This is a genomic window from Amycolatopsis sp. CA-161197, assembly GCF_050942255.1.
In the GTDB taxonomy this organism is placed as follows: Bacteria; Actinomycetota; Actinomycetes; order Mycobacteriales; family Pseudonocardiaceae; genus Amycolatopsis.
In genome coordinates, this window is the sequence record NZ_CP192059.1 from 1,542,706 (window position 1) to 1,564,255 (window position 21,550).

The window sequence follows — 21,550 nt, forward strand, 5'->3', positions numbered from 1 at the left end:
GGCGGTGGCGTTGCTGCGCGGTCGGGCGGACTTGACCAACGAGCTGTTCGCCGACGTGGAGTAGCGGCGCTGCCCCGCTGCGGACACGGGCGTGGTTCGGCGGGGGAACCGCTTGGCCGCCGGGCGAAAGTGGCTGGACGGCCCACCGACAGACCCGCGATCGCATGCGGTGCGGTGGGTCGGTCTGGTGCCGCGTCGCATGAGGCGCTGCTTGGTCGCAAGCGGATGCGCAGGTCCGGCTGCCGTGCCGGCGCCGCTCGGTGGGTGGCCAGGCGGCGCCGGCGTGAGGTGGGAGATCCGTGATCGGTACGCGGAGAGTGGGCCGGCAGAGGGGCGCTCCGGTGGTGGAGGGGTCAGCCGACCTTTTCGCGTGTGTAGGGGTCGGGCGGCCAGTCCGGGGGCCACTCGGGTGGCCAGTCCGGTTCGGTGTCGGACGTGGGGGATGGGCTGGGGGTGGTTGGAGGTAGTGACGGGAGGGTTCGGCTGGAGCCGTTGGTGTGGGAGGGAATTGTGGGGCTGGAGCCGTTCGTGTGGGAGGGGAGTGTCGGACTGGAGCCGTTGTGGGTAGGGAGGTCGCGGGGGAACGGCGATGGGAGAAGGCGAGTGCTGCCACTCGAACCATGGCTGGTGCCCGCAGACGGACCGGGGTTTGCGGCCGAGCCGGTACCCGTGCCCTGGCCTGGCCCCGCGGCCAAACTCGTGCCCGCTGGCATGCCGGCACTGGCAGCAGCCAAGCCTGAACCCGCACCAGCGCCGGAACCGACACCAGCGCCGGAACCAATACCAGAGCTGGCGCCGATTGTCGCCAGGTCTGGAGTGGCGGTGATGTCCGTGCTGCGGCGGGTGGGGCTTTGCCAGCGGCCGGAGCCGTCGCGCCAGGCTTGGGGGAGGGTCCAGAGGGCGACGCAGGCGTCGAGGCAGCGGAGGGGGAGGTAGAGGGGCGCCATGAGGAGGTAGCGGGCGCGGCGTTCGGTGAGCACGACGGCGAGGGTGAGGAGGAGGTCCGGGACGAGGATGCCGAAGGCGATGGTCGGGAGGTTGACGTAGTGGCCGATCGCCAGGGTGACGTCGCCGGCGATGGGGACGGACAGGAAGCCGGGGATGAGGGCCAGGAGCAGGAGGACGACCGCCAGTGGCAGCAAGGCCATGAAGAGGCTGGCCAGCACCAGTTCCAGCACGTATAGCCCCAGCATGAAGCTGAACAGGTCGGCGTGCGGGCGGAAGCGGCGGACGCTTTGCCAGAAGCCGAGGGCCCAGCGGCGCGTCTGGCGGACGTAGTCGCGGAAGGCGTCCGGGTCCTGGGTGACGGCGATGGCCTTGAGCGAGAAGCCGACCTTGCCGAGGCGTTTGCGGTAGACCTCGAACGTCATGTTGAAGTCCTCGATCACCAGGCCCGGGGGGTTGATGTCGATGTGCGGCAACGCTTCCGCGCGGTACAGGCTGGCGAAGCCGGGGACGATGAGGGTCGCGTTGGTGCGGTGCCAGGTCTGGCCGAACTTGAGGAGGCGTTGCAGCAGCGCGTAGATGCGGGCGCGGTGTGCGGTGAACAGGAACGCCAGAAAACCGCGGCGAGAAGCGGACCAGTCGGTGGCGGCGCAGCCGGCGACGGCGACCACGTCGGGGTCGTCGAACTGCGGGAGGGCGGCGTCGAAGTAGTCCGGGTCGAGGCGGGTGTCGGCGTCGAGCAGGAGGACGGCGTCGTAGCGGGTGGCGAGGGAGAAGTGGCGTACGCCTTCCTCCAGAGCGCCGGCCTTGCCGACGTTGCTGGGCGTCTCGGTGACGTTCACGCCGCACGCGAGGGCGAGCTCAACAGTGCGGTCGGTGGAGCCGTCGGACACGACGTGGACGTTCGACGCCGGCACGAGGCGGGTGATGGCGGCCAGCGACTCGCCGATCACCACCTCCTCGTTGTGCGCGGCCATGAGCACGGCGACGCGCGAGCGGTGCACGCGAGCGGGCCGCGAGCGCGGCATCGGCGACGGCCGGGGCGGCTGTGGTGGCCGCACGCGGTTTTCGAGCGCGCGCGCCAGACCGGCGGTGCCCCATAGGGTGAAGTTCACCCCGAAGACGAAAATTGCCAGCAGCCACAGGGGGATCATCGTGCCTCCGCCGGAGTCCAGTAGGTGTCGAGTTTCGACCAGACGAGGTCGTCCTCCGTGCCGAAGAGCCAGAGGTACACCCCGCCGATCCCGAATTGCCGGGCCTGCGTGAACTTGATCGACGCGCTGTACGCGTTCTCGAACCACACTTCGTGGCGCTGCCCAGTCGCGTCGGTGTAGGAGAAGTGAGGCGATTCGCTGAACCCGTCCCACTCGACAGGCACGCCGAACTCCCTCGACCGCCCGTAGGCCTGCACCCACGTGACCGGCACGGCGTTGTGGCCCACCCAGTCGTAGCCGTACATCGGCACGCCCAGCACGATCTTCGAGCGCGGGATCTGCGACGTCGCATACGTCAGCACGTCACGGACCCAGCCCTCGGGCGCGATCGGGCCCGGCGCGGACGTCTGCCAGTGGTAGTCGTACGCCATCAACCGCACCTGGTCGGCCGCGCGGCCCAGCGCGGCGTAGTCCTGCGCCCGATTGCGCTCGTCGTAGCCGGCGTCGGTCGTCTTCGCGAACACGTCCACCGACAGGCGTTTCCCGTTGGCGTGCAACGCATCCGCCAGCCGCGCGACGAACGCCGTGAACGCGGCGCGGTCGGTCGCGCGCAGCTCCTCGTAGTCGATGTCCACGCCCGAGAAATCACCCTGCACGACGAGCCCCACGATGTCCGAGATGTGCCGCGCGGTCGCCGCGGGGTCGTGGATGATCGCCTGCACGATCTGCGGGTGCCAGCGCCCCTCGGTGACGTTCGCGATCGTCGGCGTGATCTCCACGCCCGTGGCCCGCAGCCGCGCGAGATCCTCCGTGCGCCGCGACTGCTCGACCAGCCGGCCCTGCGCGTCGAGGCCGTAGAGCCACGGCGACGCCTCGGAGACCTGCGACTCGTGCGCCTGCACCGTCGAGGTCCCCCCGGCCAGGTTCCAGTAGGGGACCGACGCGATCGTGAGCGGCTGCACGGCCGCGCGCGCTCCTCCGTCCCGCAGCAACGTCAGCACCAGCAGCTCACAGACGAGAAGCACGGCGATCCGGACGCGGTGCCGCGACCGGCCGGGTCGGTGCCTCATCAACCGGCGACGGCGGTCCGCAGCTGCGTCCGCCGGTCCTCGATGACGGCGTCGATGGTCTCCCGCAGGCTGTGCACGGCGCGGAACCCGACCTGCTGCGCCGCCCGCGCGCAGTTCGGCACCCGCCGCTGCATGTCCTCGTACCCCTCGCCGTACGCCTCCTGGTACGGAACCCGCACGATCGAGCTGTCGGACCCGGTCGCCGCGATCACCAGCTCCGCCAGCTCCTCGATGCTCACCTGCTCGGGGCTGCCGAGGTTGTAGACGGTGCCGTGCGCCGACTCGTCGTCGAGCAGCGCCACGAGCGCGGGCACCACGTCGAGCACGTGGCAGAAGCACCGCGTCTGCCGGCCCGTGCCGAACACCGTCAACGGCTGCCCGGTCAGCGCCTGGTCCACGAACCGCGGCACCACCATGCCGTAGCGGCCGCGCTGCCGGGGGCCGACGGTGTTGAACAGCCGCACCAGCACCGTCCGCACGCCGAGCTCGCTGCCGTACAGGGAGGTGAACGTCTCGTCGAGCGCCTTCGCCTCGGCGTAGGACCACCGGTTCTTCAACGGCGACCCCACCACGCGGTCGTCGTCCTCCTTGAGCCCGATCGAGGTGTTCTTGCCGTACACCTCACTGGTCGACGTGACGAGGATGCGCGCGTCGTGGCGCAGCGCCGCGTCGAGCACGACCTCGGTGCCCAGGAGGTTGGTGCGCAGGCTGTCCAGGGTCTTCTGCATGATCGTGAACACGCCGACGGCCGCGGCCAGGTGGTAGATCTGCTCGACCCCCTCCATGCACGACTCGACGGCGGCCGGATCGCACACGGACCCCCGGACGATCCGCAGCCTCGGGTCGCCGGCGACGGCCGCGAGGTTCTGCTCGGTGCCGGTGCTGAAGTCGTCCAGCACCACCACCTCGCGGTTCTCGCCGAGCAGCCGCTCGGTCAGGTGGGAACCGATGAAGCCGGCCCCGCCGGTCACCAAGCACCGCATGGGGTACGCCCTTTCGGTAGACAAGAGATTCAGACCAGTTCGCGGTGGGTGGCCGCGTCGAACGTGTACGTGGCGTCGAGCACCAAGGGGCAGTGTTCGATCCAGTCGTAGGACTGTCCGGGGTGGACGGTGTGGATCAGCACGAGGTCGAAGTCCGTGCCGTGCGGGTCGGGGTTGCTCTGGAACGAGCGCCCGCCCAGCTTCAGCTCCGGCACGAGCGGGTCGTGGTACTCGACCTTCGCCCCGCCGGCCGCGAGCCGCTCGATGATCTCCAGCGCCGACGACTCGCGCAGGTCGCGCACACCCGGCTTGTACGTCACGCCCACCACCACGATCCGAGCGCCCGCGACGCCGCGTCCGGCGGCCGACAACGTGGCCGTGACGCGGTCGGCGACCTGGCCGGGCCGGTGCGCGATCGACGTCATGGCCTGGCTGATCAACGGCGCCGACCCGTGGGCCTCGCGCAGCTGCCACAGCAGGTAGTGCGGGTCGCAGGGGATGCAGTGCCCGCCGACGCCGGGGCCGGGGTAGAAGCTCATGAACCCGTACGGTTTCGTGGCGGCCGCGCGCGTCACCTCGATCGGGTCGAGCTCCAGCGTCGAGCAGATGCCGGCGAACTCGTTGGCCAGTGCGATGTTCACCGCGCGGAACGAGTTCTCGTACAGCTTCGTCAGCTCCGCCGCTTCGGCCGAGGAGACCTCGTGCAGGAGCGGAGTGAGCTTTTCCAGCACGCGCCGGGCGTGGTCGGTGCACGCCGGCGTGCAGCCCCCGACGACGCGCGGCGTGCTCTGCTGCGTGTGCTCGGCGACACCGGGGTCGATGCGCTCGGGGCTGAACGCCACGAACACGTCCTTGCCGATCACGAGACCCCGGTTCCGCAGCGGTTCCGCGAGCATCTCGCGCGTGGTCCCGACGTAGCTGGTGGAGGTGAGGATGAGCGTCTGGCCCGGGCGCGCGTGCTCGACCACCGACCGGCACGCCGACCGTAGCGGGCCCAGATCCGGTGTCAGGTAACGGTCCAGCGGCGTCGGGACGCAGATGATCACCGCGTCGGCCTCGGCGAGCCGCGCAGGGTCGCCGGTGAGGTCGAACCGGTTGTCGCGCCGGGCCACGTCGAGGCGCGCGAGGTCGGCCTCGACCAGGTCGGGCTCACCGGCCAGGATCGACTCGCGCCGCTCGGCGCTCGTGTCGAGACCCAGCACCCGCGCGCCGTCGGCGTGCAGGCCCAGCGCGGTCGGCAGACCCACGTAGCCCATGCCGACGATGGCGACGGAGATGAGGCCTTCGGTCTCGCTGAGGGGAGATTCGGCCATGAGTGTCAAGGGGTTTCCCCTTTCCATAACGGCGCCTCGCCGTGGGGCTCGATGCCGGCAGCTCGGGCGATCTTGACGACTTCCAGTCCGCTGTGGACTTTCAGTTTGCGGAACAGGTTGCGGGTGTGGGTGCGCACGGTGTTGCGGGAAAGCTGCAGCCGAGCCGCGATCTGGTCGCTGCGGTCGCCGTCGACCATCGCCACCAGCACTTCGCGTTCACGCTCGCTCAGCACGTCGAGAGGGCTCGAAGCCGGCCGGTGCGGAGTGGCGCCGTCGCGGCGCAGCCGGTCGAACAGCACGGCCAGCAGCTCCGGCGGGTACCACGCGTGCCCGGCGCGAGCGCCGCGGACGCGGTCCAGCAGGTCGTCGAGCGAGCTTTCCTTGGGGATCCAGGTGTCGATCCCCGCGTGGGCAGCGCACACCGCGAGATCTCGGTCCCGGCTCGCGGTGAGGGCGACGAAGCGGGCCCTCGGCGCCGCGTCGTGCCAGGTTCGGATCCGCTCACGTACGTCGGTGAGTGACTCCAGCTCCACGGTCACCACGTCCGGCTGCTGTGCGGTGAGCGCGGAGCGCAGCGTCGGATCGGAGGTGGCGCGCGTGCCGACCACCCTGATCCAGGGCACCGCGGCGAGGCTCGACGTCAGCACGTCGGCCACCATGCGGTGGTCCTCGATCAGGAACAGGCGGGTGATGTCCACGCCGCAAAGCAAACAGGCACCGAAACCGGTTGTCCTCAGTCAGCTGTGCGAAAGACGGCTCATACAGATGACGGAGATCCGGCATCTGCGGTAGGCCGCCTCGTCCCTTATGGGGATCCGGGTGCCGGGGGTTGACAATACGGTCAGCGGAGGTATCCCCGATCATTTTGGTGGCCACCCATGGAAAGAAGAACGCGGAAACACCGCAAGGCCCGCAAGGGATTCGATTTCCGGCGGGCACGCGCGCGGCTCGCGGTCTGCGCGGCCGCGCTGCTGTGCGTGCTGCCCGCGTTGGTGGTGGGCGGTTCCACAGCGGGTGCGTCGTTGGCGCGGCCGCTCGGCGTCGTCCTCACCTTCGACGACGGCAACGCGGATCAGATGAGCGCGCTGCCGATCCTGCAGAAGTACAACATGAAGGGCACGTTCTACATCATCAGCGGTTCGGTCGGCGCGCCCAACTACCTGACGCAGGCGAACCTGCAGACGATCAAGAACGCCGGCCATGAGATCGGTGGTCACACGGTGACGCACCCCGACCTCACCACGGTGCCCGCTGACGAGGCGAAGCGCCAGATCTGCAACGGCCGGGCTTCACTGGCCGCGATGGGCTTCGCCGTCACGAGCTTCGCGTACCCGTACGCCGCGTTGAACACCTCCGTCAAGAACAACGTGAAGGCGTGCGGCTTCAACAGCGCCCGCGGTCTCGGTGACCTGGCTTCGGCACACGGGTGCGCCGGCTGTCCGGCGGCCGAGACGACCAAGCCCGCCGACGCGTACGAGATCAAGGCGCTCGACGAGGACGACAACACTTGGACGCTGGCCCAGATGCAGAGCGCGGTGACCGCGGCCGAGCGCAACGGCGGTCTGCTCACGTTCACCTTCCACCACGTCTGTGACGGCACCGGGTGCGACGAGCTGTCGATCTCCACTTCGCGGCTCGACCAGTTCCTCTCCTGGCTGAACGGGCGCAAGAGCGTGGGCACGACGGTGAAGACGATGCAGCAGGCCATCGGCGGCGCGACGAAGGCGGTCGTGACAGCGCCGGCGTCGGCGAACACCGGCCTGGTGAACACCTCGCTCGAAACCTCGACCAGCGGCACCGGGTTCCCCGACTGCTACATGCCGGGCGGCTACGGCGGCAACACGCCGACGTGGACGAGAACCACGGACAAGCACACGGGCACGTACGCGCAGAAGCTCGACGTCGCCAGTTACACCGACGGTGACGCGAAGCTCCTGCCGACGTTCGACCTCGGGGCCTGTACCCCGACGATCGCCGCGGGCAAGACCTACACGATCGGCGTCTGGTACAAGTCGACAGCGATCACGCAGTTCTCGCTGTACTACCGCAACACGCAGGGCTTCTGGGCGTACTGGACGTCCGGCCCGTGGCTCGCGGCGGCGCCGAACTGGACCCAGGCCACGTTCACGACTCCGGCGGCACCCGCGGGTGCGACCGGGCTAAGCTTCGGCCTCGGGCTCATCGCCAACGGCTCGGTGACGACGGACGACTACTCGTTCGCCGCGGGTGCCGGTGCTGCCGCGGCGGCTGCCATCAAGGCGTCCACCACGGGTCCGCAGCGGTTCAGCGTGACGAGCCGCAACTCCTCCAAGGCCGGCTCGTTCGGCCGCAACGCGAAGCCGCTCATCCCGGCAACGCGTCCTGGGCAGGTCATCGCTCCCGTGGAGCCCGGTGACTGACGCCCGTTCCCCGTCGCTGCCCGGCGCTCGCCGCCGGGCAGCGACCCGGGTCAGATACGCGGTGTGGGGTCTGGCGGCCGTACTGACCACCGCGTCCTGCACCGGCGCGCCCGTCCACTCCCCTGGGGCGGGCGCGCCGGCGGACCCGCCCTCGGCCGCGCCCGTCGTCCCGCCGTCGGCACCCTCGTCCTACCCCTGGCACACCAACATCGTGGCGACGACGTTCTGGGTCGGCGAGATCTTCGACCCGAACGCCGCGGACGGCAGCCAGGTCGAGTCCGCGTACGACGACCGGTGGCTCGACCACTACGGCGGCTGCGACGGCGTGGTCACCGCCGGGAACTGCGACACCGAACCACGAACGGCGGCGAACGGATTCTTTCCCACGCGCATGACGCCGCGGGAAAACCCGTTCTACCTCGACGTCCCTTATGACGATGTGGGAGACGAGGTGGCAAATCGCCAACGCGCAGCCGTGGTTCCGTGGGCATCTGACGAACGCTATTCCGCGCAGGTTTCCGACCGCAGCTTCAGCCTCTTGAAAAATCGCTGGGTACGCATCCGCCGCGACGGCAAGATCTGCTACGGCCAGATCCAGGACGCTGGTCCGGGCCAGTACGACGACGCCGAGTACGTGTTCGGTACGGACGACGCCAGGCCGGCGAATGATCGTTTCAACGGCGCCGGGATGGACGTCTCACCTGCGTTGAACGGATGCCTCGGATTCGAGGAGCTCAACGGGGACAACGATCGGATCGACTGGCAGTTCGTCGACGACTCGGCTGTGCCGCCGGGTCCCTGGAAGATCATCGTCACCACGAGCGGTGTCACGCACGACAGCTGATTCCCGCCTATTCGCCGACGCCCGGGTTATGCGTGAGTAACGTCCCCAAGATCGCGGACGACTCCCTTCGGTCGGGGAAAGGTAAAGGCGAGGGAAAAAGCCATGGAAACCGTGCCGGAACGCCGGGCGGCCACCGGGCGCCGCAGCGAGGATCGCACCGTTCAGGCTCTGTGGGGAGTGTTGCACGATCTCGGCCACGAGATCACGACGTTGGCCTTCCTGGTCGAGTCGGAGCTGAAGGACGTGGCCGGCGTGGAGCTGATCGGTGAGCAGGTTTCGCGGTTGCGCACGATGGTCTCCCACGCGCTGGCAGCCGAGACGCACGAGGAGATCGTGCCGCTGCGGCCGATGCTGGCGCAGCTGGTGAAGCTGGCCGATCGGGTCAGCGAGCCTTCGGTGGTGCTCGTGGACGGAGCGGCCGCTGCCGTCCATGCGGACGGCACGGTGCTGTGGCGGATCCTCGCCAACGTGCTGGGCAACGCGGTGCGTGCCGCGGGGCCCGACGGTCACGTACGCGTGGAGCTCACGGCGAACTCGCCGGTCACCGTGTCGATCACGGACGACGGACCCGGGTTCGGGCGCATTCCGCCGGGAACGGCGTCGCTCGGCCTGGTCACGGTCGCGCACCTCGCCGAGGCGACGGGTGCGCAGGCCCTGGTCGGACCGGGTGAACCGGAGGGCACGTGCGTGCGGATCGTCTTCCCCAGCCGCCTGAGTGAAGGGGAGCACGAATGACGAGCATCGTCCTGGGTGACGACCACAAGGTTTTTCTCGAAGCGCTGGCCGGGCTGCTGGAGCGGCACGGATTGCGGGTGGTGGGCACCGCCCGCACGCTCGCGGAAGTGGTGGAAACCGTACGCGAGACGCGCCCGGACGTCTGCCTGCTCGACCGCAACTTCGGCGCCGGCCCCGTGGAAGACGGCGTCGCGGCGACGCTCGCGGCGAGCCCGGGCACCAGGGTCATCATGCTCACGGCCAGCCCCGGCAACGGCGCGGTCGCCGACGCCCTGCGCTCCGGCGCGGCCGGCTACGTGCACAAGACGTGCGGCGTGGAGCACCTCATCAACGCCATCGACCGCGTGATCGCCGGCGAAACCCTCGTCGACGTCCCCGTGCGCACCTCGGCGCCCGCTGCGGACCGCTCCCGCGAGATCGACCTGCGCGAACGCTTCCTCACCAGCCGCGAACGCCAGTGCCTCGCGATGCTCATCGACGGCGACACGACCGAGACCATGGCCCGCCGCCTCGGCGTGTCCACGGCGACGGTGCGCAGCCACGTGCAGGGCGTGCTGGTGAAGCTCGGCGTGCACTCGCGCCTGGAGGCCGCCGCGCTGGCCGTGCGCCACGCGCTGGTGCCGTCGGTGTCGGCGGCCTCGGGGTTCGAGGCCCGGCTCGGCTGAGTCCTTTGTGGACCTAGCCGGGCAACTGGCTCCGGAGCCGGTCAAGCCACCGGTCGACGGTGAGCTCGTACCGCCCGGGGTCGTTCGCCGGCGCGGCCTCGGCGACCGCCGCGTTCACGTGGTCGCGCACCGTGCCCGCCCACTCGGGCAGCACCCACACGGTCTGGAAGTAGTCGGCCCGCATCCGCACGACGGCGACTTCCTGGTATCCGGCAGTGACCTCGCGGTTGCGCACCCCGTAGCGGGACTCGGCGATCTGCGGTGAGCCCGACGTGATGATCAAGACGGTCGGGTGCGCCTTCAGGATGACCTCGGTCGGATCGGCGCCGCGGGAGATCTGCGCGTCGTTGAGGCCGAGGTAGTCGATGGCCTGCCAGCCGCTGTAGTAGGGGATGGCGCCGGCGTCGGCCACGGCCAGCGTGCGCGCCCCGGCCGGCACGTCGGCCGCGCCGAGGCCCTTGCCGATCGCGACGTGTGCGCGCTGCAGGTCAGGCCCGTAGTTCGCGATCATGCCCAGGTCGGGTGCGGTCGCGCCGGCCACGGCCGACCAGCCGACCGCGACGACCCCGGTCAGCGCCGTCAGCCACCGCCCGCCGAGCGCGGCCGCGCCGAGGCCTGCGCCGAGGCAGAGCACGGGCACGCCGTGGTCGGCGAAGCGGTCGAGGTAGTCCATCGTCGGCCCGGACACGGCGTAGGTCACGTAGGTCAGCACCACGGTGGCCACCAGCAGTCCGCCGGCTGCGCGGGTGTCGCGGCGCAGCAGCAGTGACAGCGTCAGCACGAGCAGGGGCAGCAGGAGCCAGAACGTGTGCTCCGTCCACAGCCGGCCGGACGAGAGGTCGCCGAACTTGACGTAGAACGTGTTGGGCAGCAGCTGCCCGTAGTACTGCCAGCGCCACACGAAATACCCGGCGCCGGCCACGGCCGCGCCCGCCGTCCACCACCACGTCGCCCGGCTGCGCCGCGTCGTCCACAGCCAGACGGCCACGGTCGGCAGGACGGCGAGCACACCGTCCGGCCGCAGTGTCCCGAGCACCAGCAACAGCAACGGCGGTTCCCACGGGTGCACCCGCTCGCCGTCGAGGACCCGCAGTCCCAGCACCACCGCGCGCAGGAGTACAGCTGCGAACACGGCGGTCTCAAGGCCGCTCGTGATGTGGAAGTAGGTCGGCAGGAAGACCACGTACGCGCCGCCTGCCACCAGAGCGCCGGCGAGGCCGCCCCGGCGGTGGCCGGTCGTCACCAGCATCAGCAGTGTGAGCACGCCGAAGACCAGCGACGTCACCTTCGCGAACAGCGGCAGCGCGAGCCCCAGCCACGAGCCGAGCCCCGACCACAGCACCCAGGAGAAGTCGGTGAAGCCCTCGACGCGCGGGCCGGTCACGTTCCACACCGGCCCGTGGCCGGCGGCGAGGTTGGCGGCGTAGCGGAAGCTGATGAACGCGTCGTCGATGGTGAAGAACCACGCCGACCAGGCGCCGGCGAGGAACAGCACGAGCAGGCCGAGTCCGGTGAGGACCAGAGCACGGCGGCGTGGTCTGGCGGCTTCGACGCGTCCGGCTGCTGCGGACGTGGACGTGGTGGTCATGACGCACCCCGTGGTTGGACGAGCCTGTGACCTCGACGGAGCGGCACTTTAGTCGAAGTGTCCCGATGCTCCCACGATCAGACCACGTGTCGGGCTCGTCTCGCCCGTCCAGATCTGTGGGCGGAGCCCGTCGTCGGCCTGGGGCTTCGGTATTCCAGATCTTACGATGATCTTTCACGCACTATGCACAACTTGATTGCACGCAATTTAGTTGTACTGTTCATCTCAAGCGAAGCCCGAACTTCACGAGGAGCAAGAGATGCGCACACGTACTCGCCTGGCCCGGATCGCCGCCGCGACCGCCGCGTTGGCTGCCGCCGCCGTGTTCGTGGCGGTGCCGTCGTCGGCGGCGCCGCAGCAGGCCGACCACCATGCGCCGGCGAAGGCGAAGCCGACCATCGTGCTGGTGCACGGGGCGTTCGCGGACACGTCGAGCTGGAACGGCGAGGTCACGCGGCTCGAGCAGCGCGGCTACAAGGTGATCGCCGCCGCCAACCCGCTGCGCGGGGTCGCGTCCGACGGTGCCTACATCAAGGCCCTGGTCGACAGCGTCGACGGACCGGTCGTGCTGGTCGGCCACTCCTACGGCGGCTCGGTGATCACCAGCGCCGCGCTGAACGACCCCAAGGTGCAGGCGCTCGTCTACATCGCGGGCTTCATCCCGGACCAGGGCGAGTCCGCGCTCGACCTGACCAACAAGTTCCCGGGCAGCACGCTCGGCGACACCCTGCAGCAGGTCACCCTCCCCGGCGGTGAGACCGACCTCTACGTGAAGCAGGACCTCTTCCCGAAGCAGTTCGCGGCCGACGTCCCGCTGTCGCAGGCCCGCCAGATGGCCGCCGGTCAGCGCCCGGTCGCCGCGTCCGCGCTGAGCGAGCCCTCGGGTGCGCCCTCGTGGAAGAACATCCCGGTGTGGGACCTGATCCCGACCGGTGACAAGAACATCCCGCCGGCCGCGCAGAAGTGGATGGCCGAGCGCGCCCACGCCCACACCGTCGTCGTGCCGGGTGCTTCGCACGCCGTGCTGGTTTCGCGGCCCGACAAGGTCACCGACATCATCCTGAGCGCCGCCGAAGCGACCACGAAGTAACTCCACGACTCGAACAGCCCCGGCCGAACTTCGGCCGGGGCTTTTTCACTGTCCGATCAGCCGCTCCACCAGCGCGGTGTACTGCGCCACGATCGCGTCGCGCGTCAGGCGGCCGGACGGGACGAACCACTCGCGCACGCCGTTGAGCATGTCGAGCACGGCCATCGTGGTCACGGTGACGTCCGCGATCCGGAACTCGCCGGCCGCGACGCCTTCGGCGAGGACATCGCGGAACGCGTCGTGGTACGCGGTCTGCAGCTTGATCCCCTCGGCCTGCTGGGCGGGGTCGAGCGCGTACCGGATGGGGTTGCCGACCAGCAGCTCCGGGCGCCGGTCGTCGCTCAGCTCGAGGTGCAGGCGCACGACCCGCCGAACGCGTTCGCCGGGCGAAAGGGACTCGTCGCGCAGCACGGGCACAGTCGCGTCGACGAAGTCGGTCATGAACCGCGAGACGATCGCGTGCAGCACTTCCTGCTTGTTCGTGAAGTGGTGGTACATCGTCGAGGACGAGATGCCCACCGCGTCGGCCAGGTCGCGGATCGACGTGGCGCTGTAGCCGCGCTCGTGAAACAGCTCACTCGCGCGTTCGAGGATCAGGACCCGGAGATCGGGCCCCTCGTCAAGCGACTTCTTCCTGGCCACGGCCCTCCTTCCGGCGACGAGGCGGGGTGTGAACGTGGGCTGATCGTACGATCGGCACGTTGACGAGGCGAACCTAGCCTGGTAGATCTGGGTGTCGATCAATCGATCGACACGGGACAAGGATCTCATGACCGAACACGACTGGTCGCCGCTGCCGCGCCCGGGCAGCCGGGTGGTGGTCACGGGTGCCGGCGGTGGGCTCGGCCGGGCGCTCGTCGCCGCGTTGACGCAGGTCGACGCCCGGGTGGTCGGGATCGACCGCGTTGCTGCAGACCCAGCCGGACCTGAACACCTCGTCGCCGACCTCACCGACGAAGCGGCCGCCGCGCGAGCCGTCACCGAAGCCGTCGAACGGCTCGGCGGGCTCGACGCCGTGATCGGCGCCGCCGGGATCGTCGACACCGTCCACCGCGCGAGCACATTCCCGCTCGACGCGTTCCGGTCCGATGTGGACGCCAACCTCGTCGCGCAGTTCGTGCTCGCCCGTGCGGCTTACCCGGCGTTGAAGGAATCCGGCGGTTCGATCGTGTTCCTCTCCTCCGTCGCGGCGGAGGACGGCCTGCCTGGCCAGGCGGCGTACGCGGCGGCAAAGGCCGGCGTGCTCGGCCTGACGCGCTCGCTCGCCGCGGAGTGGGGCGGCGACGGTGTGCGCGTGAACGCCGTCGAGCCCGGACTCTTCGCGACGCCGAAGGTGCTCGCGATGCCCGATTCGGCCCGCGAGCGGCTGCTCGCCGGCGTGCCGATGGGCCGCGTCGCGACGCTCGGCGAGGTCGTCGGCTCGGTCCTCTACCTGCTGTCCCCGGCCGCGGGGTACACCACGGGCCAGGCGCTGCGCCTCGACGGCGGCTCCGGGCTCACCCGCGGCGGCTTCTACCGCTGAGCACCCGTCCACCGCCGAGCACCCGTTCACTGCTGAGCACCCAGTACCGCTGAGCACCCAGGAGATCCGCGTGTCCCCGAGAACCCTGCCCGCCATGCTGCTCGACGTCGTCGAAAGACACGGCCCTGGCGAAGCCCTCGTCGACGGCGAGACCCGCATCTCCCACGCCGACATGGTGCGCCGCTCCGCCGTGGTGGCCACGCGGCTGCGCGAGCTCGGCGTGGAGCCGGGGGACCGCGTCGCGATCCTGCTGCCCAACGGCTGGCAGTACGCCGTGAGCTACTTCGGTGTGCAGCTCGCCGGCGCCATCGGCGTGCTCGTGAACACGCGGTTCGCCCGGCCCGAGATCGACCACGTCCTCGCCGATTCCGGCGCGAAGCTCGTGATCACCGACCGCGACCTGGCCGGTGCCGTCGACGCCGCCGCGCTCACGGCCGACGCCGGGGAAACCGCCGACCCCGGCTCGCTGCCGGGTCAGCGAGTTGAGCCGGGTGACGTCGCGCACCTGCTCTACACCTCCGGCACCACCGGCCGCCCCAAGGGCGCGATGCAGACGCACGCCAATCTGATGTTCAACGCCGGCACCGTCCGCGAACGCCTCGGCGCCGGCCCCGGCGAACGCACGCTCGTGGCCGCGCCGATGTTCCACGCCACCGCGATCGTGTCGCAGTTCATCGGCTTCCTCGCCAACGGCGCGTGCTGCGTGTTCACGCCCGCGTTCAAGGCGGAGACCACGGTGGCGCTCATGGCGGCCGAGCGCATCACGTTCTTCGCCGGCGTCGCGGCGATGCTGCGGCTGATCCTGCTGAAGGCGGAAGACGCGGGTGCGGACCTGTCGTCGCTGAGGCTGTTCGTGATGGGCGGCTCGCCGGTGCCGGAGCCGTTCCCCGCGCAGGTGAAGGAGCAGCTGCCGGATCTGGTGCTGGGCAACGTCTGGGGCCTCACCGAAGGCACGTCGATCGTCACCTTCACCGCCGGCGCGGAGTACCTGAGCCACCCGTGGAGCGTCGGCCCGGTCGTCGACGGCGTCGAGGTCGCGATCGCCCTGCCCGGCGAGCCGCCGCGCGACCTGCGCGACACCGTCGGCGAGCTGTGCGTGCGCGGACCCGTGGTGGCCGCAGGCTACTGGGGCAACCCGGAGGCCACCGCATCGACCTTTGTGGACGGTTGGCTGCACACGGGTGACGTCGGTTCGATCGACGGCGACGGGTTCGTCCGCGTGCTCGACCGGCTCAAGGACATGATCATCCGCGGTGGTGAGAACATCTACAGCCTCGAGGTGGAGAGCGCGCTCGCGCAGCACCCCGACGTGGCCGAGGTCGCCGTGGTGGGCGTGCCCGATCCGATCTTCGACGAGCGCGTGCGCGCGGTGATCGTGCCGCGGCCCGGCCGGACGCCGAGCGAGGAAAGCCTGCGCGAGCACGCGGTGAAGCTGCTCGCCGACTTCAAGGTGCCCGTGGAGTGGCGGTTCGTGACGGAGCTGCCGCGCAACCCGTCGGGCAAGGTCCTCAAACGGGAGCTCTCGGATGCCGGCTGAGCACGTCGACGTCGTCGTGATCGGCGCGGGCTTCAGCGGCCTGGGCATCGCGGCGCGGCTGGACAAGGCCGGTTTCCGGTCGTTCCGGGTCCTCGAAGCGGCCGACGACCTCGGTGGCACCTGGCGCGACAACACCTATCCCGGCTGCGGCTGCGACATCCCTTCGCCGCTGTACTCGTATTCCTTCGCGCAGAAGCCTGACTGGAGCCGGCTGTTCGCCGGTCAGCCGGAGATCCTGGAGTACCTGCACGACGTCGCGCGCCGGCGCGGGCTGCTCGACCGGCTGCGCTTCGGGCAACGCGTAACGCGCGCTGCGTGGGACGAGGACGCCGGGCGCTGGGACGTGACCACGGCGACGGGGGAGACCTACCGCGCGCGGTTCGTCGTGTCGGCCGTCGGTCCGCTGCACCACCCGGCGTACCCGGAACTGCCCGGCGTGGAGTCGTTCCGCGGCGAGGTGTTCCACTCCGCGCAGTGGCGCCACGACGTGGACCTGACCGGCAAACGCGTGGCCGTGATCGGCACGGGGGCGAGCGCGATCCAGTTCGTGCCGGCGATCGTCGACCAGGTCGCCGCGCTGACGGTGTTCCAGCGGACGCCGCCGTGGATCGTGCCGAAGGCCGACCGCGCGTTCGACGCCCGGCACCGGTTCTGGGCGCGCTGGTTCCCGCCGTTCCGCTGGTACGTGCGCGATCGGCTGTACTGGATCCACGAACGCCGCGCGGTCGGCTTCGTCGCCGATCCGGCCGCGATGGAGCAGACCGCCGGCCTCGCAAAGCGGTTGCTGCGCAAGCAGGTCCCCGACGAGGACCTGCGCGCGCGGCTCACGCCCGACTACACCATCGGCTGCAAACGCCTGCTCATCTCCAGCACGTGGTACCCGGCGCTGACGAAGCCGCACGTCGACGTGCGCTCGGGCGGGGTCGCGTCCGTGACGCCGGACGCGGTGGTCGGCGCCGACGGCGTTGAGGTGCCCGCTGACGTGATCATCTACGGCACCGGCTTCGACACGCAGCAGACCATCCGGTTCGAGGTCGAAGGCCGCGGCGGCCGCACGCTCGCCGACGCGTGGAGCAAGGGCAACGAGGCCTACCTCGGCACGACCGTCGCCGGGTTCCCCAACCTGTTCCTCATGGTCGGCCCGAACACGGGGCTGGGTCACAACTCCCAGGTGTTCATGATCGAGGCGCAAGCGTCCTATGTGGTCGCCGCGCTGCGCCGCCTGCGCCGCGCCAAGGCGTTCGAGGTGCGCGCCGAGGTGCAGGACGCGTTCAACGACTGGCTCGACTCGCGGATGGCCGCCACCGTCTGGCAGACGGGCGGGTGCCGCAGCTGGTACCAGGACCCGAAGTCCGGCCGCAACACCGTGCTGTGGCCGGCGGGCACCGTGGAGTTCTGGCGGAGGACCCGGCGCTTCCGCGCGTCGGACTACTCGGTGACCTGATCGCTGGGCCGAACGGAGCAATTCGAACCGGCGGTGGAACCTCAGCCAGGCCCTTCACGTAGGTAGCGGGTGATCCGTTCCCTACTGGAGGTATGTGTGCGTAAACCTTTGACCGTGCTGGGGGTCGTGGCGCTCGTCGCGACAGGGGCAGGGGTCGCAGCAGCAGCGCCGCAAGTGACACAACCGCAAGCAGAACAACGACACGACAGAACGGCGTTGCTCATCACGGGCGACGTCGTCACGGTCCACGACCTCGGCGGCGGCCGGGAAAGCGACGACGTGGTCCCGGCCGCCGCCAAGGGCCCCGCGAGGTCGTTGGTGCACCTCGGCCTCGGCGGCCGGAACTACGAGATCCCCGCGACCGCGGTGCCCTATCTGGGGAAGGGCCTGGACCTCGGCCTGTTCGACGTCGACAAAGCCACGACCGACCACGTGACCACGCCGACGCGCACGTTCGACCGCGCGGCCGCGCGGAACTTCGGTGCGCAGCTGGCGAAGCAGTACACGGAGGATCGCGCCCGTGGCACCTTCGGCGGCCGCGGCCTGTTCGCGAACGGTGTGACGTACGGGGCGCCGGCGAAGGCGCAGCCCCGCAGCGTGCTGAACACGCTCACCCTCGCCGCGAACGAAGCCGACGGCACCCCGTCCGACACCGGCATCTCGCTGCTCACCAACCTCGACGACTCGACCCTGCTCGACGAGAACGAGGCCGTGAACTTCTTCTACGACGGCACGGCGAAGTACAGCGTGCCCGCCGGGAACTACAGCGCCGTCAGCGTTTTCTTCACCACCGCGGCCGACGGCAGCGTCAGCGGGGTGCGGGAGGTCGTGAACCCCGAGTTCACGGTGAAGGCCGACGCGACCGTGCGGATGGACGCCGCGAAGGCGACCAGCAAGGTCACCTGGGTCACCCCGCGTCCGGCGCTGCTGGACGACAACGGGTTCTTCGTCCGCCGCGCCGCGAAAACCGGACCGGCGGTCACCTTCGACTACGACGCCGGCCCCGGTGTGCCGATGTGGATCTCGCCGGTCGCGAAGGCCGTGCGGATCGGTGAGCTGCAGACCTACCCGTACGCGCACCTCGTCTCGGCGCCCGGCACCGGCACGCCGTACGAGTACTGGCTGCAGAAGGCCAGCGGTGGCACCATTCCGAAGCAGCGCTACCCGGTGACCGACGCCGACGTGGCCACAGTGGACGCGAGCTACTACTCCGAGGTTTCCTCGCTCGGACGCCACCAGCGCAGCGGGATGTTCACGTTCGAGACCGTGAGCAGCCGCCCGTCCGTGCCGATCGCGCTGCCCCGGCACCAGATCGAGTACGTGCAGGCGGCACCCGACCTGATGTGGTTCGGCGGCACGGCCAAGTACTACCGCACCGAAGGCGGGTTGGAGGCTTGGTACGGCGCCCAGCGCGCGACCACCGAGGTCTACACCGGCGGGCAGCGCAAAACCGAGGGCTACAACGAATTCCCGCTGCACCCGGCCGGGGCGACCGTGGCAGGCACGCCCGTTCCGCAGAGCTCGATGCTCGTCCCCGGCGCCGTGCGCGACGGCGACGACGTGTCGTTCGACCTCGTGCCCTTCACCGACAACGAACCCGGCCACACGGGCACCGGCCTCTACGGGGAGCCCGGCGACACCTTCTCCGGCTACTACCGGTTCACCCAGGACGGCGCGGTCGTCGCGGAAGGCGCACCGGGCGAGCAAGTGCAGTTCACGCAGACCGTGGGCGCCACACCGAGCACGCTCGGGTTGACCGTGGACGCGACGCACAGCGGACCGTTCTTCGCGCTTTCGACCGCGACACACACGGAATGGTCGTGGCGTTCGCAGCACGTCGACGGCCCGGTGCTGCCGGCGCCGTTCATCTGCCGCGTCAGCAAGGGCGAGGCGCCCGACACCGCGTGTGGCGTGGAACCGCTGCTCATGCCGACGTACGCGGTCGGCGGCCTCGGCGTCGACGGCTCCACCCCGCATGGCGCGCAGGCGCTCGACATCACCTTTGCCCGCATGCAAGGCGCGGCGAGCAGTGCCGTCTCGACGGCGATCGTGCAGTTCTCCACCGACGGCGGCACGACCTGGCAGGACGCCACCGTCACGCCCGGCCCGGGAGGAACCTTCCACGCGGCCTACTCGGTGGCGCCGGAGGGTCCTGACGGGACGGACGTCGCGCTCCGAGTGTCGGCTGCCGACGCGGGTGGCAGCACCGTCGCCGAGACGCTCACTGCCGCCTACCACGTGAACTTCTGAGGGGAGTGTCCACTGTGCTCGATCGGTTCAGCAGAATCCTCGCCGTCACGGCGATCCTGGGGGCGGCGCTCGCCTCCACCACAGCCACCACCGCTTCGGCGGACGCCGTCACCGGACCCCGCACGGCCTGCGGCGCCGTCGGCCCGACCTTGGCACGGTGTCTGAGCAGCTACGTCCCACCCACCTCCGCCGCGGCGGCCGACGTTCCGGACGGCTGGGGCGCCACGGACCTCGCGGCCGCGTACCGGCTTCCCGCCGAGGCCGGTCCGGGTGACCTCGTGGCGATCTCCATCGCCTACGACTCGCCGACGCTGGAGCAGGACCTCAACACCTACCGCGCGCAGTACGGGCTGCCACCGTGCACTTCGGCCACCGGCTGCTTCCGCAAGGTGAACCAACGTGGTGAGGCCGCGCCGTTGCCCGGGACGGAGTTCGGCTGGAACCTGGAGTCCACACTGGACGTATCGATGGTGTCGGCGGCGTGTCCGTCGTGCCGGATCCTGGTGGTGGAGGGCGACAGCCCGCAGTTCCCGGACCTGGCCGCCACGGAGGACACGGCCGTGCGGCTCGGCGCGAAGATCGTGAGCAACAGCTACGGCGGACGCGAGAGCGCTGTTTCGCTCGCCTACGCGGCCAGCTACCAGCACCCGGGCGTCACCACCGTCGTCTCCTCGGGTGACGCGGGGTACACCGCCGCGAGCTATCCGGCGGTGCTGCCGAACGTGGTGGCTGTCGGCGGCACGGTGCTCGCGCACGACTCGTCGCCGCGTGGCTTCTCGGAAACGGCGTGGGTCTCGGGCGGCAGCGGCTGCTCCGCCTACGTCGCGAAACCCGCGTGGCAGAAGGACACGCACTGCCGCAACCGCACGGTCGCGGACGTTTCCGCCGTCGCCGAGCAGCTGTCGCTCTACTTCGGGCCGGCCGGTGGTTGGTTCACCGCGGACGGCACGAGCGCGTCGGCGCCGTTCGTCGCCGGCTTGATCGCCCGGGCCGGCCACGCGGGCACCACGTCCGCGGCCACGGTCTACGCCGCGGCGGCGCACTTCTTCGACGTCACCGAGGGCTCCAACGACCGGCTCTCCGGCGGGCACAAGTGCGGCGGCGACTACCTGTGCGTCGCCGCCGCCGGTTACGACGCCCCGACGGGTGTCGGCACTCCGGACGGGTCGGCGGGCTTCTAGGCGCCTCGGCGCGCGGTGATGAGCCACGCGCGGGAGCCGAGCCACACGCCGTCGGCGGTGTGGTGTTCGGCCATGACTTCGCGAAGCCGGTCGAGCGCCCGCGAAGTCTCGCTTTCGTCGAGCGGGTCGAGCGCGGTGCTGACCAGTTGCAACGGCCGCACGACATCGGCGGCGGTCGCGGGATCCGGGCCGTAGTAAAGGGGTTCGGACAAGCCGGCGAGCTGCACGTCGGAGAACCCCGCTGTGGTCAGCACTTCGCGGACCACAGCGGGGTCGCCGAGGGTGAACGGGCTGGTGTGCGGCACCGGCGGGTTGCCGACCGCCCGGCTGATCTCCGACACCCACTCCTGCCGGTCGCGCGCCTGCCACACGAGCTGCACCAGCCGCCCGCCCGGCCTCAGCGCGCGGGCGACGTTGGCGAACGCGGCGACCGGGTTCGCGAAGAACATGGTGCCGAGCCGGCTGAAGGCAAGACTGAAGTGCGCGTCGGGGAACGGATGCGTCTGCGCGTCGGCCAGCTCGAACCGCACGTTGGTGACGTTTTCGGCCACCGCGAGCCGGCGCGCGGCCTCCACGCGGGGCGCGGAGACGTCCACACCGAGCGCGGAGCCCCGCACGGCGAGGCGGGCGGCTTCGCGGGTGGTCGCCCCGCTGCCGCAGCCGAGGTCGAGCACGGTGTCGCCGGGTCCCACGGCGGCGGCCTCACGCAGCAGCGGTTGGTAGCGCTGGAGCTCGGCGTCGAAGTCGAAGGTCGGTGCGGCCATGGCGCCCATCATGCCCGCCATCGAGATGCGGCGGCGGAAAGTCGCAGGTAGATTGCGGTTCGTGAT

Annotated in this window: 18 protein-coding genes; 10 read left to right on the forward strand and 8 right to left on the reverse strand. The window is 70.4% G+C overall.

All coding sequences use genetic code 11. The annotated features are described in order from the left end of the window. Nucleotides 1–353: 353 nt before the first annotated feature. Genes ACQPXB_RS07600 through ACQPXB_RS07620 form a run of 5 tightly spaced genes read right to left on the reverse strand, consistent with a single transcriptional unit; the run spans nucleotide 354 to nucleotide 6,163 of the window. Nucleotides 354–2,099 carry a glycosyltransferase gene (locus ACQPXB_RS07600; RefSeq protein WP_432850372.1) on the reverse strand — a complete coding sequence of 582 codons (1,746 nt, stop codon included), beginning with the start codon at nucleotides 2,097–2,099 and terminating at the stop codon, nucleotides 354–356. Continuing rightward, nucleotides 2,096–3,124: a glycosyl hydrolase family 18 protein gene (locus ACQPXB_RS07605; protein ID WP_432850374.1), complete on the reverse strand. Its 1,029-nt coding sequence runs from the start codon at nucleotides 3,122–3,124 to the stop codon at nucleotides 2,096–2,098. Before ACQPXB_RS07605 ends, ACQPXB_RS07600 begins: the two co-directional genes overlap by 4 nt. Before the next feature lie 44 nt (nucleotides 3,125–3,168). Continuing rightward, nucleotides 3,169–4,152 (reverse strand): NAD-dependent epimerase/dehydratase family protein, encoded by a 984-nt coding sequence (locus ACQPXB_RS07610; protein WP_432850376.1) that lies wholly within the window; start codon nucleotides 4,150–4,152, stop codon nucleotides 3,169–3,171. Nucleotides 4,153–4,181: 29 nt separating this feature from the next. Further along, nucleotides 4,182–5,465 (reverse strand): nucleotide sugar dehydrogenase, encoded by a 1,284-nt coding sequence (locus ACQPXB_RS07615; RefSeq protein ID WP_432850378.1) that lies wholly within the window; start codon nucleotides 5,463–5,465, stop codon nucleotides 4,182–4,184. A 5-nt stretch (nucleotides 5,466–5,470) separates the two neighbouring features. After that, entirely contained in the window at nucleotides 5,471–6,163 is a 693-nt protein-coding gene (locus tag ACQPXB_RS07620) for a response regulator transcription factor (RefSeq protein ID WP_366578838.1), read from the reverse strand. Nucleotides 6,164–6,343: 180 nt separating this feature from the next. Here ACQPXB_RS07620 and ACQPXB_RS07625 point away from each other — a divergent pair, with 180 nt between their 5' ends. From ACQPXB_RS07625 to ACQPXB_RS07640, 4 genes are all read left to right on the forward strand, one after another. Next, on the forward strand, nucleotides 6,344–7,864 hold the full coding sequence (locus ACQPXB_RS07625) for a polysaccharide deacetylase family protein (protein WP_366578840.1): 1,521 nt from the start codon (nucleotides 6,344–6,346) through the stop codon (nucleotides 7,862–7,864). A gap of 211 nt (nucleotides 7,865–8,075) precedes the next feature. Beyond that, entirely contained in the window at nucleotides 8,076–8,708 is a 633-nt protein-coding gene (locus tag ACQPXB_RS07630; protein ID WP_432850381.1) for a hypothetical protein, read from the forward strand. Nucleotides 8,709–8,810: 102 nt separating this feature from the next. Then, nucleotides 8,811–9,443 (forward strand): sensor histidine kinase, encoded by a 633-nt coding sequence (locus ACQPXB_RS07635; RefSeq protein ID WP_432850383.1) that lies wholly within the window; start codon nucleotides 8,811–8,813, stop codon nucleotides 9,441–9,443. Beyond that, entirely contained in the window at nucleotides 9,440–10,108 is a 669-nt protein-coding gene (locus ACQPXB_RS07640) for a response regulator transcription factor (protein WP_432850385.1), read from the forward strand. Before ACQPXB_RS07635 ends, ACQPXB_RS07640 begins: the two co-directional genes overlap by 4 nt. Before the next feature lie 13 nt (nucleotides 10,109–10,121). Here the strand turns inward: ACQPXB_RS07640 and ACQPXB_RS07645 are convergent, their stop codons facing one another. Continuing rightward, on the reverse strand, nucleotides 10,122–11,696 hold the full coding sequence (locus ACQPXB_RS07645; RefSeq protein ID WP_432850387.1) for a hypothetical protein: 1,575 nt from the start codon (nucleotides 11,694–11,696) through the stop codon (nucleotides 10,122–10,124). Nucleotides 11,697–11,955: 259 nt separating this feature from the next. Between ACQPXB_RS07645 and ACQPXB_RS07650 the strand changes: the two genes are divergently transcribed. Then, nucleotides 11,956–12,786: an alpha/beta fold hydrolase gene (locus ACQPXB_RS07650; protein ID WP_366578850.1), complete on the forward strand. Its 831-nt coding sequence runs from the start codon at nucleotides 11,956–11,958 to the stop codon at nucleotides 12,784–12,786. A 45-nt stretch (nucleotides 12,787–12,831) separates the two neighbouring features. On the opposite strand, the gene ACQPXB_RS07655 is transcribed toward ACQPXB_RS07650, so the two are convergent. Further along, nucleotides 12,832–13,428 (reverse strand): TetR/AcrR family transcriptional regulator, encoded by a 597-nt coding sequence (locus ACQPXB_RS07655; protein ID WP_366578852.1) that lies wholly within the window; start codon nucleotides 13,426–13,428, stop codon nucleotides 12,832–12,834. A 127-nt stretch (nucleotides 13,429–13,555) separates the two neighbouring features. Here ACQPXB_RS07655 and ACQPXB_RS07660 point away from each other — a divergent pair, with 127 nt between their 5' ends. The 5 genes from ACQPXB_RS07660 to ACQPXB_RS07680 all read left to right on the forward strand — a co-directional run bounded on the left by ACQPXB_RS07660 (nucleotide 13,556) and on the right by ACQPXB_RS07680 (nucleotide 20,720). Then, nucleotides 13,556–14,308: an SDR family NAD(P)-dependent oxidoreductase gene (locus ACQPXB_RS07660; protein ID WP_366578853.1), complete on the forward strand. Its 753-nt coding sequence runs from the start codon at nucleotides 13,556–13,558 to the stop codon at nucleotides 14,306–14,308. A gap of 70 nt (nucleotides 14,309–14,378) precedes the next feature. Next, nucleotides 14,379–15,845 carry a class I adenylate-forming enzyme family protein gene (locus ACQPXB_RS07665; protein ID WP_432850390.1) on the forward strand — a complete coding sequence of 489 codons (1,467 nt, stop codon included), beginning with the start codon at nucleotides 14,379–14,381 and terminating at the stop codon, nucleotides 15,843–15,845. Next, nucleotides 15,835–17,289 (forward strand): flavin-containing monooxygenase, encoded by a 1,455-nt coding sequence (locus ACQPXB_RS07670; RefSeq protein ID WP_432850391.1) that lies wholly within the window; start codon nucleotides 15,835–15,837, stop codon nucleotides 17,287–17,289. Before ACQPXB_RS07665 ends, ACQPXB_RS07670 begins: the two co-directional genes overlap by 11 nt. A 216-nt stretch (nucleotides 17,290–17,505) precedes the next feature. Next, nucleotides 17,506–19,539 carry a hypothetical protein gene (locus ACQPXB_RS07675; RefSeq protein ID WP_432850392.1) on the forward strand — a complete coding sequence of 678 codons (2,034 nt, stop codon included), beginning with the start codon at nucleotides 17,506–17,508 and terminating at the stop codon, nucleotides 19,537–19,539. A 14-nt stretch (nucleotides 19,540–19,553) separates the two neighbouring features. Continuing rightward, nucleotides 19,554–20,720 (forward strand): S53 family peptidase, encoded by a 1,167-nt coding sequence (locus ACQPXB_RS07680; RefSeq protein WP_432850394.1) that lies wholly within the window; start codon nucleotides 19,554–19,556, stop codon nucleotides 20,718–20,720. On the opposite strand, the gene ACQPXB_RS07685 is transcribed toward ACQPXB_RS07680, so the two are convergent. After that, nucleotides 20,717–21,484 (reverse strand): class I SAM-dependent methyltransferase, encoded by a 768-nt coding sequence (locus ACQPXB_RS07685; protein WP_432850396.1) that lies wholly within the window; start codon nucleotides 21,482–21,484, stop codon nucleotides 20,717–20,719. The two genes, ACQPXB_RS07680 and ACQPXB_RS07685, sit on opposite strands and share 4 nt — an antisense overlap. Nucleotides 21,485–21,550 lie beyond the last annotated feature (66 nt).

Bases quoted from the DNA above. Each gene is read 5' to 3' on its own strand.
- ACQPXB_RS07610 (WP_432850376.1), bottom strand. From the start codon at position 4,152: ATGCGGTGCTTGGTGACCGGCGGGGCCGGCTTCATCGGTTCCCACCTG.
- ACQPXB_RS07600 (WP_432850372.1), bottom strand. From the start codon at position 2,099: ATGATCCCCCTGTGGCTGCTGGCAATTTTCGTCTTCGGGGTGAACTTC.
- ACQPXB_RS07635 (WP_432850383.1), top strand. From the start codon at position 8,811: ATGGAAACCGTGCCGGAACGCCGGGCGGCCACCGGGCGCCGCAGCGAG.
- ACQPXB_RS07670 (WP_432850391.1), top strand. From the start codon at position 15,835: ATGCCGGCTGAGCACGTCGACGTCGTCGTGATCGGCGCGGGCTTCAGC.
- ACQPXB_RS07615 (WP_432850378.1), bottom strand. From the start codon at position 5,465: ATGGCCGAATCTCCCCTCAGCGAGACCGAAGGCCTCATCTCCGTCGCC.
- ACQPXB_RS07645 (WP_432850387.1), bottom strand. From the start codon at position 11,696: ATGACCACCACGTCCACGTCCGCAGCAGCCGGACGCGTCGAAGCCGCC.
- ACQPXB_RS07685 (WP_432850396.1), bottom strand. From the start codon at position 21,484: ATGGCCGCACCGACCTTCGACTTCGACGCCGAGCTCCAGCGCTACCAA.
- ACQPXB_RS07625 (WP_366578840.1), top strand. From the start codon at position 6,344: ATGGAAAGAAGAACGCGGAAACACCGCAAGGCCCGCAAGGGATTCGAT.
- ACQPXB_RS07650 (WP_366578850.1), top strand. From the start codon at position 11,956: ATGCGCACACGTACTCGCCTGGCCCGGATCGCCGCCGCGACCGCCGCG.
- ACQPXB_RS07660 (WP_366578853.1), top strand. From the start codon at position 13,556: ATGACCGAACACGACTGGTCGCCGCTGCCGCGCCCGGGCAGCCGGGTG.
- ACQPXB_RS07640 (WP_432850385.1), top strand. From the start codon at position 9,440: ATGACGAGCATCGTCCTGGGTGACGACCACAAGGTTTTTCTCGAAGCG.